The sequence below is a fragment of the Marinomonas sp. genome, assembly GCF_965225885.1.
GTDB lineage: Bacteria > Pseudomonadota > Gammaproteobacteria > Pseudomonadales > Marinomonadaceae > Marinomonas.
Genome location: NZ_OZ245329.1, coordinates 2632032 through 2645837 on the forward strand (window position 1 = coordinate 2632032; position 13806 = coordinate 2645837).

At 48.2% G+C, this 13806-nt stretch carries 14 protein-coding genes; all 14 read left to right on the top strand.

Annotated elements, in window-relative coordinates; translation table 11 throughout:
* The first annotated feature begins 10 nt into the window (after positions 1–10).
* The 14 genes from tkt to ACO05V_RS12615 all read left to right on the top strand — a co-directional run bounded on the left by tkt (position 11) and on the right by ACO05V_RS12615 (position 13502).
* Positions 11–2173, top strand: a complete 2163-nt coding sequence (gene tkt / locus ACO05V_RS12550) for a transketolase (RefSeq protein WP_421851773.1) — start codon at positions 11–13, stop codon at positions 2171–2173.
* 158 nt (positions 2174–2331) lie between these two features.
* Positions 2332–3276, top strand: coding sequence for an IS1595 family transposase (locus ACO05V_RS12555; RefSeq protein ID WP_421851776.1), 945 nt, complete (start codon positions 2332–2334; stop codon positions 3274–3276).
* Complete coding sequence (locus tag ACO05V_RS12560; RefSeq protein WP_421851779.1) at positions 3270–4511, top strand: efflux RND transporter periplasmic adaptor subunit; 1242 nt, start codon at positions 3270–3272, stop codon at positions 4509–4511. The genes ACO05V_RS12555 and ACO05V_RS12560 overlap by 7 nt, the downstream gene beginning before the upstream one ends.
* Positions 4508–5773: an ABC transporter permease gene (locus ACO05V_RS12565; RefSeq protein WP_421851782.1), complete on the top strand. Its 1266-nt coding sequence runs from the start codon at positions 4508–4510 to the stop codon at positions 5771–5773. The genes ACO05V_RS12560 and ACO05V_RS12565 overlap by 4 nt, the downstream gene beginning before the upstream one ends.
* Entirely contained in the window at positions 5766–6470 is a 705-nt protein-coding gene (locus tag ACO05V_RS12570; RefSeq protein ID WP_421851784.1) for an ABC transporter ATP-binding protein, read from the top strand. Before ACO05V_RS12565 ends, ACO05V_RS12570 begins: the two co-directional genes overlap by 8 nt.
* Before the next feature lie 189 nt (positions 6471–6659).
* Entirely contained in the window at positions 6660–8132 is a 1473-nt protein-coding gene (gene atpD, locus ACO05V_RS12575) for a F0F1 ATP synthase subunit beta (RefSeq protein ID WP_421851787.1), read from the top strand.
* The gene (locus ACO05V_RS12580; protein ID WP_421851790.1) at positions 8107–8523 is read left to right on the top strand and encodes a F0F1 ATP synthase subunit epsilon; all 417 of its coding nucleotides are present in this window, start codon (positions 8107–8109) and stop codon (positions 8521–8523) included. The genes atpD and ACO05V_RS12580 overlap by 26 nt, the downstream gene beginning before the upstream one ends.
* A complete protein-coding gene (locus ACO05V_RS12585; RefSeq protein ID WP_421851794.1) occupies positions 8520–8900 on the top strand; it encodes an AtpZ/AtpI family protein in 381 nt (126 codons plus the stop codon). Before ACO05V_RS12580 ends, ACO05V_RS12585 begins: the two co-directional genes overlap by 4 nt.
* Complete coding sequence (locus tag ACO05V_RS12590; RefSeq protein WP_421851797.1) at positions 8890–9246, top strand: ATP synthase subunit I; 357 nt, start codon at positions 8890–8892, stop codon at positions 9244–9246. The genes ACO05V_RS12585 and ACO05V_RS12590 overlap by 11 nt, the downstream gene beginning before the upstream one ends.
* Positions 9243–9974 (top strand): F0F1 ATP synthase subunit A, encoded by a 732-nt coding sequence (locus ACO05V_RS12595; RefSeq protein WP_421851800.1) that lies wholly within the window; start codon positions 9243–9245, stop codon positions 9972–9974. The genes ACO05V_RS12590 and ACO05V_RS12595 overlap by 4 nt, the downstream gene beginning before the upstream one ends.
* A 17-nt stretch (positions 9975–9991) precedes the next feature.
* Positions 9992–10273, top strand: coding sequence for a F0F1 ATP synthase subunit C (locus ACO05V_RS12600; RefSeq protein WP_067217971.1), 282 nt, complete (start codon positions 9992–9994; stop codon positions 10271–10273).
* Between the two features lie 3 nt (positions 10274–10276).
* On the top strand, positions 10277–11089 hold the full coding sequence (locus ACO05V_RS12605) for a F0F1 ATP synthase subunit B (RefSeq protein ID WP_421851803.1): 813 nt from the start codon (positions 10277–10279) through the stop codon (positions 11087–11089).
* Positions 11086–12618: an alternate F1F0 ATPase, F1 subunit alpha gene (locus tag ACO05V_RS12610; protein WP_421851806.1), complete on the top strand. Its 1533-nt coding sequence runs from the start codon at positions 11086–11088 to the stop codon at positions 12616–12618. The genes ACO05V_RS12605 and ACO05V_RS12610 overlap by 4 nt, the downstream gene beginning before the upstream one ends.
* On the top strand, positions 12615–13502 hold the full coding sequence (locus ACO05V_RS12615; protein ID WP_421851809.1) for a F0F1 ATP synthase subunit gamma: 888 nt from the start codon (positions 12615–12617) through the stop codon (positions 13500–13502). Before ACO05V_RS12610 ends, ACO05V_RS12615 begins: the two co-directional genes overlap by 4 nt.
* The last annotated feature ends 304 nt before the right edge of the window (positions 13503–13806 follow it).

Here is a 13806-nt window from a genome sequence, read left to right on the forward strand (position 1 = left end):
GTCAGCCAAAGTGAAACAGTTAATGCTCGACCAGCTTGCTATCAATACGCTGCGTACTCTGTCTATCGATGCCGTACAAAAAGCCAAATCGGGGCATCCCGGCACGCCAATGGATGCCGCGCCAACGGCGTATTGCTTGTGGCAGCGTTTTCTCCGTTTTGATCCAAAAGATCCTGAATGGCTGAATAGAGATCGCTTTGTGTTGTCATCCGGTCACGCCTGCGCTTTGTTGTATAGTTTATTGCACCTGACTGGTGTGAAAGCAAAGGGGGCGAGTTATCCAGCAGGCGAGCGCTTAGCGGTCACCATGGAAGATCTCAAACAGTTCCGCCAACTTGGCAGTCGTTGTACTGGTCATCCTGAACACGGCTGGACCAGCGGCGTGGAAACCACCACATGGCCGCTTGGGCAAGGCTTGGCGACCAGTGTCGGTATGTCTATCGCAGAACGCTGGCAGGCGGCGACCTATAATCGTCCTGATTATGCTTTGTTTGATCATAACGTTTATGCCTTGTGTGGCGATGGCGACATGATGGAAGGCATTAGCAGCGAAGCGGCTTCTTTGGCCGGGCATTTGAAATTATCGAATTTGTGTTGGATCTACGACGCCAATCACATCAGCATCGAAGGTTCCATTGATATCACTTTTAGTGAAGACGTGGGCGCGCGTTTCAAGGCTTACGGTTGGAATGTGGTGCGGGTGAGCGACGCCAATGATTTAACGCAACTAAGCACGGCGTATCAGGCGTTTCTTGATACAGAAGAGTGTCCGACTCTGATCATGGTGCAGAGTCATATTGGTTATGGCGCACCCCATAAACAAGATACCGCAAAAGCCCATGGCGAACCGCTTGGGACAGAAGAAGTGCGTCTTGCCAAAGAATTTTATGGTACCGACCCAGAATCCCAATTCGATGTAGCTGCCGGAGTGGTCGACCATTTCGCGGCGAATTTTGGTCAACGTGGTGAAAAAGCTCATGCTGAATGGCAAAAAACCTTTGCTGCCTATCATTATCAATATCCCGAATTAGCTGGGCAAATCACTCAGATGCAGCAAACGCATCTTCCTCAAGCTTGGGATTTTGGCTTGCCTACCTTCACGGCGGACGGTAAAGACATCTCGACACGTGAATCCTCAGGGCTGGTTCTTAATACCATTGCTCAACGAGTGCCTTGGTTGCTGGGTGGCTCGGCAGATTTGTCGCCTTCTACCAAGACGGAATTGTCTTTTGAATCCAATGGTAGCATGAGACAAATTGGAGAATTGAAGGCCGGAAAACCAACCAGTTCTGACTATTTTCAAGCGGACAATTACGCTGGACGAAACTTCCATTTTGGTGTGCGTGAACATGCCATGTGCGCCATCGGCAACGGTCTTGCCTTGTCTAAATTACGGCCTTATGTGGCGAGTTTTTTTGTCTTTACCGATTACTGTCGAGCGGCGCTTCGGCTCAGCGCAATGATGGAGTTGCCGCTAATTTCGATCTGGACACATGACTCGATCAGCATGGGCGAAGACGGCCCGACGCATCAACCCGTGGAACACCTTGCTGCCATGCGCGCCATGCCGGGAATCATGGTGATACGGCCAGCGGATGCGAATGAAGTGGTCGAAGCGTGGCGCGTTATTATGGCCAGTAATCATACGCCAGCGTGTCTGGTGTTAACTCGCCAAGCGGTGCCAACGCTGGATCGCTCTAAGTATGGCAGCGCCAGTGGTTTGGCTTTTGGCGCTTATATTGTTGCCGATGCGAAAGATGGCAAACCAGACGTCTTGTTATTGGCAACCGGCAGTGAAGTGTCGCTCTGTGTGGCGGCGTACGAACAATTAAAAATCGAAGGCATCAAAGCGCGCGTGGTCAGCATGCCATCGTGGGAATTGTTCGAAAGCCAGTTGCAGGATTATCGGGATCAAGTGTTGCCACCAGCGGTTCTCGCCCGTGTCGCCGTGGAAGAGGCGTCGACTTTTGGTTGGGAACGTTACACAGGTTGTGCAGGGGCAATCATTGGCATGCAATCCTTTGGCTTGTCGGCACCGCGAAAAGTGGTAGAACAGCATTTTGGTTTTGAGCCTGCTCATATTATCAAGGCCGCCAAAGCACAAATCGCCCGTCATGTTGGCTCATCGAGTCATCATAAAAGCAGGTTAACGTCTCTAAAGAGTTTGGAATAGATCATGACCAGCGCAAGCGATTCTAAAAAGACCAGCGAGCCGCTAATCGTTACGTCAGGCGTTACCTCAACGGTCACCTCAAAGATCTTTCTGATTACCACTCAAATTCCGCTCTTATAGACTATGCTTAAAGCCAGAACAGAACGGAGATAATCATCATGGCAAAGAATAAGGTTCAGTTTCAAAAAGGTCTTTCAATTCATGCTTTTATGTCGAAATTTGGTACTGAAGAGCAGTGCCGTAAACGACTGTTCGATATGCGATGGCCTGCTGGTTACCGCTGTGAATATTGTGGGTGTGATCAATATTGTGAGTTAACAGCAAGGCAACTCTATCAATGCAATCGCTGCCATCATCAAGGTTCACTAACATCTGGCACGTTATTTTCCTCCTCAAAATTGCCTCTTAAAGTCTGGTTTTTAGCCATTTATCTTATGACTCAAGAGAAAAATGGTATTTCTGCATTAGAGTTGTCTCGCCAGCTTGGTATTTCTTACAACGCCGCTTGGCGTATGAAGCATAAATTGATGCAAACCATGAAAGAGCGGGATGATGAAACGCCTCTAAAGGGTTGTATTCAGCTTGATGATGTTTACTGGGGCGGAGTTAGACGAGGAATACGAGGGCGTGGAGCAAAAGGAAAGCGTCCTTTTGTTGCCGCCGTCTCGATGAATGAAGAAGGGCACCCTATTGCTATGCGTTTTAGTGTTGTTACCGGGTTTAAAACAGAAGAATTAACCTGTTGGGCTAAAGAGCACCTTACTCCTCAATCGCTTGTTATTTCAGACGGTTTGGCCTGTTTTAAGGGGGTAGAAAGCGCCGATGTGTATCATCAAACCATCGTGACAGGAGGTGGATTTGAAAGTGTTGAGTTACCTTATTTTCAATGGGTAAACACAATGATTAGCAATGTAAAAAATGCGATGCACGGTACTTATCATGCGATCAACCTTAAGCATTTACCGCGTTATCTGGGCGAGTTTTGTTTTAAGTTCAATAGACGTTTTAATCTTGAAAACATGCTTGAGCAACTTATTTCCTCAAGCATCAGAACAGCACCAATGCCTGAACGGTTGCTAAAGTTAGCGGAGGTTCGATGGTAATCAAAAAGATCTTTGGTTTCACGCGTAACCACATTGGCCTTATTTTGCTGAGTATCGCTATTTTGGCCTTGGCGATAACGGTAGGGGTGCGTTTTATGTTGGGGCCAAGAGTCTTGTTAGAAACCGTGGTCCAGCGAGACTTTGTGCAAACTGTGGTTGCCAGTGGGCGAGTGGAAGCACCTCATCGAGTGGACATCGGCGTACAAATTACTGGCACAGTGCACGCCGTGCCAGTCGACGAAGGACAAAAAGTTGAGATCGATACGCCATTGATCGAATTGGAATCTAGTGAACTGCATGCGGTGGTTAGTCAGGCCGAGGCAGCTGTGAAATTGGCAACAGCACAGCTGCGTCAATTGCATGAAGTGCAAGCACCGATGGCAGAACAAGCCGTACGCGAAGGCAAGGCCAATCAAGTGGCCGCCTTGCAAAATTTGGCGCGTAGTAAAACCTTATTGAAAAAAAATCTGATTAGCCAAGCGAGTCTAGATGAAGCGGTACGTGCCGAGCAGGTGACTCGTAGCAAAGTTAGCAGTTTGCAATTGCAAATGATCAGCCTGCAAGCGAATGGTAGCCAATTCGCATTAGCCGAAGCGAGTGTTGCACAAGCTCAGGCAGGGCTTGAATTCGCTCAGGCAAAGTTGGCCTATACCATTTTAAAAGCGCCCATGGCTGGTGTGTTGATTACGCGCAATGTGGAGCTTGGCGACGTGGTGCAACCGGGCAAAATTTTGATGCAGCTTTCACCATCTGGTGAAACCGAAATGGTGGTGCAAATTGAAGAGAAAAACCTGCATTTGCTCAGGTTAAATCAATCTGCTTTGGCCTCGGCTGATGCTTATCCCGAACAGCTTTTTAGCGCCCAACTGGTGTACATCAACCCAGGAATAGACGCTGATCGAGGCTCGGTAGAAGTAAAGCTGCGCGTGGCTGAAGCACCTGATTATTTGCGCCAAGACATGACGGTCTCTGTGGATATTGAAGTGGCAAATCGCCGCGATGCTGTACTGGTTCCTAGTGATGCACTGCATGATGTCAATTCCGCCGCGCCTTGGGTGTTAAAGCTGGATGGCAATCAAGTTCATCGACAAGCCGTCACCCTTGGTTTACGCAGTGATGGCATGAGTGAAGTGCTAACAGGATTAAATGCTGGAGATCAAGTGGTGCCGATTGGTTCCGTTGCCATTTCCAATGGCGACCGTATTCGTCCACTGCAGCAAGCTGACTCGCTATGAGCGAGAAAGCATTAGAAACGAGCGAGCTAAAAAACTTACCCAGTTGGCAACCGTTTGAATGGATTGTTGCATTGCGTTTTTTAGGGGAAGGGCGCATTCAAACGGCGTTTATCATCAGCGGTGTCGCCTTGGGCGTGGCGGTGATTGTCTTTATGTCCGCCTTATTGCTTGGCTTGCAATCTAACATTACGACTCGTGTATTGACTGGACAAGCGCATATTCAGCTGTTGCCTCCCAAAGAGATAGTGCGGCCGCTACGTAGCAATGTGGATTCTGTAGAAGGCGCTATCATGCAAGCGCCGCCACAACGCACCAAAAGTATCGATCAGTGGCAAAGTATCGCGGTGCAAATTTCCAACATGGCCGATGTGACAGTGGTATCTCCCGCGGCGACGGGGTCGGCTTTTGTGGTGCGAGGCGATACCAGCCGCGCCATTTCTATAAACGGCGTGAAGCCAGATTTGTATTTTCAGATTATTGTCATGGCCGACAAAATTGTCAGCGGCACAATGAACCTGACCGGTTCAGACATTTTAATAGGCAGTGAATTAGCGAGTGATTTAGGGTTAAGCCTAGGCGACAAGCTGCGCGTAACTTCGGCAACTGGCGGTGACAACACCTTGACCATTTCGGGTATTTTTGATTTTGGTAATAAAGGCGCCAACTCACGCAGCACCTTTGTCGCCTTGCGAACAGCGCAAAGCTTATTGGGATTAGTGGGCGGTGTTTCTGTGTTGGATGTCAATGTGAAAGACATTTGTGCCGCCGAGATTATTGCCCAGCGCATTGAAGCCTCAACCGGAGTGCAAGCCGATAGTTGGATAAAAAACAACGCCCAGCTGTTCACTGCGATAGGCGCACAGCAAAGCTCAAATACCGTGATTCGTCTGTTTGTCGCGCTCTCGGTTGCCTTGGGTATTGCCAGTGTTTTGGTGGTTTCTGTGGTACAAAAATCACGAGAAATTGGCATTTTACGAGCGATGGGGATTACGCGCGGACAAATCTTGCGTATCTTTTTGCTGCAAGGCGGCTTGTTAGGTTTTGGTGGTGCGGTTATTGGTTCTTTATTGGGGGGAGGCGGATTATTAATTTGGCAACAAATGCTGCGTAACCCAGATGGTACGCCGCTTTTTCCTTTGGATTTGGAGCCGCCGTTGTTTATTAGTGCCTTATTACTGGCGACCTTAACGGGGTTGATTTCCGCCTTCGTTCCGGCCTTACGTGCCGCACGACTTGATCCAGTGGTGGCTATCCGTGGCTGAAAAAGTCAACAACAAAGACCTAGTGCTGCAAATGCAGGGTGTTCGCAAGTCGTTTAACGCAGGCTTACCGAATGAAGTGGAAATACTGCATGGTATTGATTTAACCCTAACACGCGGAGAATTTTGCGCCGTGGTTGGCCCGTCAGGTTCGGGCAAAAGTACCTTGCTGAATATTGTCGGGTTATTGGATCGACCAACCGAAGGTTCACTATCCATTTGTGATGAAGAAACTACTCACATGGATGATCACGCGCTGACTCGTATGCGCGGCCACAACATTGGCTTTGTGTTTCAATTCCATAATTTATTGGGTGCGTTTAGCGCCATTGAAAACGTCATGATGCCCTTACTGGGCGAGGCCGAATTTCCCAATCAAGCAATGACAGAGCGCGCCGCCATGTTGCTCGAAAGTGTTGGCTTAACGCCTTGGCGCGATCAACCGGCTTATCAGTTATCCGGTGGACAGCAACAACGCGTCGCTTTAGCGCGAGCACTCGCCATGAATCCCGCCTTACTACTCGCCGATGAACCCACCGGCAACCTCGACACCAAAAGCGCCGATGCGGTATTTGAACTACTGCGTAAAGTCAGCCGAGAACAAGGCATGACGGTGTTGTTTGTCACCCACGACCCGAATTTGGCGGCGCGCTGCGATAAGACCATTAAAGTGGTGGATGGCAAAGTAGTAGGTGACTAAAAGTGTTTAATGCCAAGCGAGTTAGTTAAAAATGACGTGTTAAAGAAGCGTCTTTGTTCGCTAGTGCACAGAGCCAACCGCTTGCTTCGAATAAACTTGTTACTGCCATTTCAGCGATTAGATCCTGCTATCAGATCTCTTTTATAAGATCGAAAGTATCAGATTCTAAATATAAGGTTTTTGCAGTATATGAAATCTACCACCAGGTCTCAAAATATCGGCACTGTGATTTCGATTCGCGGTAGTGTCGTGGATATCCGCTTTGACAATATATCGTCAGACAATCAACTGCCTCCGATTCGTACTTTATTACGCACTGGCAAAGACAACAGCATTGCCATTGAAGTGTTTTCCCAATTGGATGATCAGCGGGTACGCGGTATTGCGTTAACACCGACGCAAGGTCTCGCCCGAGGTATGCAAGTTGAAGATACTGGCGAGCCGCTACAAACACCCGTAGGCAAGGGGATTTTGTCGCGCATGTTTGATGTGTTCGGCAATGCCATTGACAAAAAAGACGCGCTGATCGACGTCGAATGGCGCTCGGTTCATAATGAACCACCATCGTTAGCACGACGTTCCACCAAAACCGAAGTATTCGAAACCGGCATCAAGGTGATTGATGTCTTAATGCCGCTAGAACGAGGTGGCAAAGCGGGCTTGTTCGGCGGCGCGGGCGTGGGCAAAACGGTCTTGCTGACCGAAATGATTCATAACATGGTCGGCCAACATGCTGGCGTAAGTATCTTTTGCGGTATCGGAGAGCGTTGCCGAGAAGGCGAAGAGCTTTATCGCGAGATGAAAGAAGCAGGTGTGCTGGACAACATGGTGATGATGTTTGGGCAAATGAACGAGCCACCGGGTGCGCGTTTTCGCGTCGGTCATGCCGCCTTGACCATGGCGGAATATTTTCGTGATGACGAACATCGTGATGTCTTGTTGCTGGTGGACAATATCTTTCGCTTTATTCAGGCGGGCATGGAAGTGTCTGGCTTAATGGGGCAAATGCCAGCGCGTTTGGGTTATCAACCAACCATGGGCACCGAGTTGTCTCAACTTGAAGAGCGCATTGCCAATACGGGCAGCGGCGCGATAACCTCGATTCAGGCGGTGTATGTGCCTGCCGATGATTTTACTGATCCTGCTGCCGTACATACTTTTTCTCACCTTTCTGCTTCCATCGTTTTATCCCGTAAACGCGCTAGCGAAGGGCTTTATCCCGCTATTGATCCTTTGCAGTCCAGTTCCAAAATGGCGACGCCGAGCATTATTGGCAAACGCCACTACGATCTCGCGCAAGAGATTCGTCGCACCTTGGCGCAATACAGCGAATTGAAAGACATTATCGCCATGCTCGGCATGGAGCAGCTCTCGCCCGAAGATCGCAAGGTTGTCGGACGTGCTCGCCGCTTAGAGCGGTTTCTTACTCAGCCATTTTTTACCACCGAACAATTCACTGGCATGTCTGACAAATTGGTCAGTCTTGATGATGCCTTAGATGGCTGCGAACGGATTTTGCGGGATGAGTTTGAAGACTATCCGGAAAGCGCACTTTACATGATTGGTGCGATTGACGAAGCCCATGAAAAAAGCAAACAAGCCTCAGAAGATAAACCAAAAACCGAGGAGGACGAGGATGCCACAAGCCTGCATGACGCTTAAGGTTTTATTGCCTCATAAAGTATTTAGCGAAGAACAAAAAGTGCTGCGAATCGTCGCGACCACACCGCAAGGAGCGTTTGGCATTTTACCGAATCGATTGGATTGTGTGGCGTCTTTGTCCGCAGGTATTTTAGTGGTGGAAGTGGCAGGCGAGGAAGAAGCCTACATTGCCGTAGATGAAGGCGTATTAGTGAAAGCCGGAGCGGATGTGCGGATTTCTGTGCGTAACGCCATGAATGGCATGGGATTAGAAGATTTACGCCACGCCCTAGAAGATGAGTTTATTCAGCTTGATGAGCAAGAACAAAAACTGCGTTCGGCATTGACCAAGATGGAAAGCGGTTTTGTTCAGCGTTTAGTGGCCTTTAAGCAGGATGCCAGTTTGTCATGAAAAACGATAAGGAAGACAAAAGCGCGCCCAAAACGGGCCGCAATCTAAACCGCTCTCTAAATCACAAATCGAAAAACAACTACAGCAAGCAAGTTGGCTCGGTCGCGGCGCGTAAGCTAAAAGCACAGCGACACGTGACCAAAACTGTCTGGTCTGGCTTGGGGATGATGGGGTTGGTCGGCTGGTCGATTGCGATTCCGACTGTGCTTGGTGCCGCACTGGGCATTTGGTTGGATGGTGCGTATCCCAGCGACCGTTCGTGGACGCTGGCCTTGCTAGTCGTTGGCCTGTGTTTAGGCTGCTTCAATGCGTGGCACTGGGTGCAAAAAGAAGACAAAGACATTCACCAACCGGAGGACAGCGACGATGTTAATTGATTTTGGTGACAACTTTTGGGGTGGCCTTGCCTATGCCATCTTGGTTGGCGTGCTATTAGGGATTTTTTATTTTGCAGGATTGTGGTGGACAGTGCGCCGATTGGGTTCCAGTCGCGTAGTCGCGCCGCTGTTTTTGTTCAGTATGTTGTTTCGCATCAGTGTTGTGATGGTGAGTTTTTATGTGTTTCTGGGTAATGACTGGCAGAAATTATTGTTAGCTTTACTTGGCTTTATGGTTTTGCGTTTGTTCGCGACGCGGCTGATTCGTTTGAAAGACAACCCTGTCATTATCAATCCGATTCACAGGCTTAAAGAAAAACATTCTCATACAGAAGAGCGTTTATGAACCTGACTCCAGATCTCATTGTGTATTGGCAAATGGGCTTTTTAAAGCTTAATGCCACCATAGTCTTTACTTGGTTGGTGATGTTAGTGCTGGTGGTTGGGTCGATTCTGATCACTCGAAACCTGTCTAACAATGTACAGCGTTCACGCTGGCAAAATGCGCTAGAAGTGGTGGTAATCACCATTAACAAGCAAATCGAAGAAGTAGGTTTAAGCCAGCCGCAAAAATACATCGGTTTTCTGGGAACCTTATTTTTGTTTATCGCTGTGTCTGCACTTTGCACCATTATTCCGGGTTTTGAACCACCGACAGGTTCGCTTTCCACCACGGCGGCGCTGGCATTGTGTGTGTTAATCGCTGTGCCGGTGTTTGGTATTCATGAGCAAGGCTTCGGCTCGTATCTGTCTTCCTATACCAAGCCAACCATCATTATGCTGCCGTTTAATATTATCAGCGAAGTGTCGCGAACCCTGGCGTTGGCGGTGCGATTGTTCGGCAATATGATGAGCGGTGCGATGATCATCGCGATTTTGCTGACTATTACGCCGTTCTTATTTCCCATTGTGATGACCTTGCTCGGTTTGTTAACCAGCATTGTGCAGGCTTACATCTTTTTCATTCTCGCCACCGTGTACATCGCCGCGGCGACTCGCTCCTCCAAAACACAAACGCAGAAAAAAGCAGTTCAACAACCAAAAACTCAAAAAACAAACGAATCAAAACTATGAATATTTACGGAGTAACTATGGACAGCATGACAATGATTGCAATGGTTTCGATTATTACCGCAGGGCTAACAATTGCCATCGGCGTAATCGGGCCATCATTAGGGGAAGGTAAAGCGGTAGCGACGGCGTTAACGTCATTGGCTCAACAACCGGATGCTTCGGCGACGATTACGCGAACCTTGTTTGTAGGTTTGGCGATGATCGAGTCGACGGCAATTTATTGTTTTGTCGTATCGATGATTTTGCTATTCGCCAATCCTTTTTGGAATTACGGCATTGCTCAAGCAGCAGGTCAATAAATCATGCTGATCGATTGGTTTACCGTCATTGCGCAACTGATCAATTTTCTGGTCCTCGTTTGGTTGCTTAAGCATTTCTTGTATCGTCCTATTTTGAACACGATTGACGCTCGTGAAAAACGCATTGCCGATGAACTGGCCGACGCCGATAGCAAAAGAGCCGAGGCGGAAAAACAGCGTGAAGCGTTCCAACAAAAGAACACGGAATTCGATCAACAACGTACGGCGCAGATGAACAAAATTGGCGAGGAAGCGAAAGCCGAGCGGACGCGATTGCTTGAAGAAGTGCGACAAGAGTCCGACGCGCTGCGCAGTAAGCTTGAGTTAGCGCTTAAAAACGAACAACTGAGCTTGAAAGATTCCCTAAGTCAGCGAGCACGAGAAGAAGTGTTTGCCATTGTTCGTAAAGCGCTTAGTGATCTGGCTGACACCAGTTTGGAAGCCAGTATGGCCGACGTTTTTGTGAAGCGTTTAGACGCATTAGCGGACGCTGAAAAGGCCAGTTTGCAAGCGACTTTTCAAGATTCGACTGAAGCATTAATCGTGCACACGGCATTTGACTTGCCTAAAAAACAAATCACCCAGATTACCAAGGCGTTACATGGCTTATTGGGCGATGGTGTGGCGATTGAATTTGCCACGGATGCTAATTTGATCAGCGGAATTGAGATCAATTCTCATGGCCAGAAAATTGGCTGGAGCATTGCCGATTACCTGACCACGCTGACCAAGCGAGTCAATGACGTGATGCTTTCTCATAATGCCGTTCAAGATCAAAGCCCTGAGCTTGAAAAAAGCCAAGAGCAGGCTTCATGATGTCGATGTTTGACGCGTTATTTGCTGATTTAAAACAGGCTCGGGAATCGTTCGAACCCGCTTTGTCACCACGAGAAATCGGCAAGATTACCAGTGTCGCCACGGGGATTGCCAAAGTATCTGGTTTGCCCAATGTTGGTTACGACGAGTTATTGCTTTTTCCCGGTGATATTTATGGCATCGCGTTTAATGTCGATGAAGACGAAATTGGCGTGGTGTTGCTTGGCGAATATTGGCATCTGCAAGCCGGTGATGAGGTCGAACGACTTGGTCACGTGGTCGATGTGCCGGTTGGCGATAACTTGATTGGTCGCATTATCAATCCAATCGGTAAACCTTTGGATGGCAAGGGCAATTTGGGAACTACCGAGCGTTTACCCATCGAACGACCTTCGCCAGCCATTATGGATCGATCTGGCGTGAGTGTGCCGTTGCAAACGGGCATTAAAGTGATTGATGCCTTGATACCAGTCGGGCGTGGGCAGCGAGAATTGATTCTTGGCGACCGACAAACCGGCAAGACGGCCATTGCCATGGACACGATTCTCAATCAGCGCGGCAAAAACGTTTTGTGTGTCTATTGTGCTATTGGCCAACGCGCGTCTGGTGTTGCCAAAGTTATTGCCACGTTGCGCGAACAAGGCGCGATGGAATATACGGTTGTGGTAGTGACAGAAGGCAACGAGCCACCGGGCTTGGCCTATGTTGCGCCTTATGCCGCGACCAGCATCGCGGAATATTTTATGGAGCAAGGTCGTGATGTACTGATTGTCTACGATGATTTGACGCATCACGCTCGCGCTTATCGTGAACTGTCTTTGTTGTTGCGTCGTCCACCAGGGCGAGAAGCCTTTCCCGGCGACATTTTTTATATTCATTCACGCTTGTTAGAAAGAGCGACCCATCTGAGCGAGGAACTCGGCGGCGGTTCATTGACGGCGTTGCCGATTATCGAAACCGAAGCGCAGGATATTTCGGCGTACATTCCGACCAATCTTATCTCCATTACCGATGGGCAAATTTACCTTTCGCCGGCCTTATTTGAACTGGGCATTTTACCCGCGGTTGATGTGGGGAAATCTGTGTCTCGTGTGGGTGGTAAAGCACAAAGAGCCGCGTATCGAGGTGTCACTGTGGATCTTAAATTGGCTTATGCGCAATTTGAGGAATTGGAAACCTTCGCGCGTTTTGGCGCGAGATTAGACGACGATACGTTGAAAATCATTGAACATGGTCGACGCATTCGAGCCTGCTTGAAACAGCCTGAATTTGCGCCCGTGTCCATGGCAGAACAAATCGCCGTGTTAGTCGCTTTGACCGCAGATTTGTTTGATGACATTGAGTTAGACAATATGCCCGCCGCAGAGCAAGCTGTTCGGGATGCTGCCGCGAATATCACCGATGATATTGTTGAGCGTTTAGAAAGTACCGATAAATTAAGCAAAGAAGATAAAGCCGTGATTTTAGAACTTGCACGCCAAGCGCTTGAAACCTTCAACACCGACACAGATTCAGGTGAGCCAAGATGACAGACAGTATCGCCAGTTTGCGTCACAAAATTACCAGCGCCCAAGACTTAGAATCTGTAGTGCGCAGTATGAAAACCATCGCGTCGTCGAGTATTGGGCAATACGAAAAAGCCGTGCATTCGCTCGATGATTATTATCAAAATGTGCAATTGGGATTGTCGGCGTGTTTGTCGCAAAGTACCCAATTAGAACAGCCTGCGGTAATCGTTAATCGATCTCAGAAAGACGCACCCGCCATCGGCGTGATTGTGTTTGGCTCGGATCAAGGCTTAGTCGGCCAATTCAATGAAGTTATGGTCGAGTTTGTGGTCGATTCTTTGGCAAAATTATCGGGCAATAAAATGCTCTGGGCCGTAGGCGAGCGGGTTGAGTCTCGCTTGATAGAGACAGATTTAAAGACCGAAGCAAGCTTTGAGTTACCCCATTCGATCAATACCATTACGGCATTAGTCGGCGAGATTTTAATCGAGCTGGAAGCAAAACGAGATCAAGGACTGATTGACCAAGTATTTTTGTTTCATCATAAGCCCGAAGCCAATTCGATTTCTCGTCCCGTGAGTCAGCAGCTTTTGCCTTTGGATGAAGCTTGGCAGCGAGAGCTTGTTGCTATTGATTGGCCAAGCAATAACCTTGTGGAAGTCATGCCAGATCAAGATCAAACACGTCGTGCATTTGTGCGTGAATATCTGTTTGTTAGCCTTTTTAGAGCCTGCGCGGAATCGCTTGCCAGTGAGAACGCCAGCCGACTTGCTGCCATGCAGAGAGCCGAAAAGAACATCGATGAGATACAAGAAAACCTCAATAAAACTTATCATCGTCTGCGTCAAAGTGACATCGATGAAGAATTATCCGATGTGTTATCTGGATTTAATGCGTTAAATTAGAATTTAGATCAAGATTTCAGTGAGTAAATCGTAGGTTGCGCTTTAATAAAGAGTAGTGTGTTCGCTAGCGCACAGAACTTTGAGTAATTAATCGATAGAAATGTCTTGAGATCATTGCACGATTACTGTGCTTGCCAATACTTTGTTAAAAATAGACTCAAAATGCTCATTTATAACCAATAAACTCTGCTTTTTCGTCTATTTTTGCCTCGTCTTGGCTTCGCTCGCGACTTCGTGAAACGGTCTCATTCTATCGCTTTTGTTGCGACCTGATTTTCACTTGAAAAATACTTAAGAATTATCC